1 pseudogene is annotated in these 681 nt (G+C 70.9%); it reads right to left on the bottom strand.

What is annotated here, in order from left to right:
* Positions 1-167: 167 nt before the first annotated feature.
* Positions 168-681 (bottom strand): annotated as a pseudogene (locus ISF28_RS30240) (hypothetical protein); the annotation flags it as partial.

Raw genomic sequence — 681 nt, 5'->3', positions numbered from 1 at the left:
TCCAGCGTGACGTAGCCGTGGCTGATCTTGCGCAACCATTTGTCGAAGGCGGCGGCGCCGGCGCCGATGTCTTGCTGGTCGATGGTGTCGAGCGGAGCGACCGCGACTTCCGGCGCGCGCTCGGCGGGCTTGGACGGGGCCTGCGTGGGGTCAGTCATGGTGGCTTTTTATATGACGGATTTTTTCAGGATCGAGGGCGGAACTTCAGCGCCGATGCGCGGCAGCGCTCCGGGCAAACCGAAGGTGGACGCGACGGCGGCGGCAGGCTTGCCGGCACTTAACGCGTCGTAGGTATCCAGGGCCGTCGCGCCGCCCGGCAGCTTGCCCGCAACGTTGGCCGTGGCCGCGTGTCCGACCGGCGCCAGCAATGCTTGCGCGCCGCCCTTTCGCAGCGACTGCACGGCACTCGCCGCTTGCTCCGCGGCTTGCGCAATCGCACCGAACTTGCCGGCTGCGCCGTTGAGACCGCCTGCCGCAGCTTTGGCGCCGCCGAGCAGGCCGGGGTTCTGCGCGCGCGGCACCGGCGGCGGCCGGTCAGCCGTTGTCGCCGCGTCGGCGCCAGCCCCGGGCTGCGCCACGGTCGGCCATTCGGCTCCCTGGCCGAAGTAGCTGTCTTCGTCCCACGGGTCGCGCGGATCCTTGCCGTAGCTGACCGCGGCCATCCCCATCGGCAGGCCGGCC

Source organism: Massilia rhizosphaerae (assembly GCF_016093545.1).
In the GTDB taxonomy this organism is placed as follows: Bacteria; Pseudomonadota; Gammaproteobacteria; order Burkholderiales; family Burkholderiaceae_D; genus Telluria; species Telluria rhizosphaerae.
The sequence above is the reverse complement of the archived record's forward strand: the minus strand, read 5'-3'. Positions and strand labels throughout refer to the sequence as shown.